The sequence below is a fragment of the Methylobacterium guangdongense genome (assembly GCF_038442355.1).
Taxonomy (GTDB): Bacteria; Pseudomonadota; Alphaproteobacteria; order Rhizobiales; family Beijerinckiaceae; genus Methylobacterium; species Methylobacterium guangdongense.
Genome location: NZ_JBBXMX010000086.1, coordinates 1 through 553, shown reverse-complemented (window position 1 = coordinate 553; position 553 = coordinate 1). Strand labels below are relative to the sequence as shown.

Genomic DNA, 553 nt, shown 5'->3' with positions numbered 1-553 from the left:
CGCCGGTCAGCGTCCCGACCATCTCCGTGATCGCCCGCACCCCGTCGCAGGCGGCGAACACCTCGGGTTTGAGCGCCTGCCGGCGTGCGAAGGCGAGCAGCTGGGCGGTGAGCCGCGCGGCGCGGTCCACCGTGTCGGAGATCGCCTCGACGTAGCGGACGCGGCGTTCCTCGGGCAGGTTGGGCCGCTTGAGCAGGTCGGTGGACGACTTGATTACGGTGAGCAGGTTGTTGAAGTCGTGCGCGACGCCGCCGGTGAGCTGGCCGATGGCTTCCAACTTCTGAGACTGCCGCAGGGCATCCTCGGCCTGCTGCAGGTCGTGCGCCTGCTCGGTCTCCAGGGTGACATCGCGCCCGTAGCAGTAGATCAGGTCGTCCTCGGGCGTCGTGGTCCAGGCGATCCAGCGATGGCTGCCGTCCTTGTGCCGGTAGCGGTTGCGGTACAGCGGTAGCGGCTCCTGCACGGCTTGACGCAGCGCCGCGCGTGAGGCGGCATGGCCGTCCGGGTCGGTGAACGCGAACAGGCTGCGGCCGACCATCTCCTCGGGCGCCCA

The 553-nt window shown here is 69.8% G+C and carries 1 protein-coding gene; it reads right to left on the bottom strand.

The genetic code is table 11. From position 1 onward, the window contains the following. Nucleotides 1-553 (bottom strand): histidine kinase dimerization/phospho-acceptor domain-containing protein (locus tag AAHG09_RS31865; protein WP_342112357.1); only part of this gene is annotated, 553 nt, incomplete at both ends.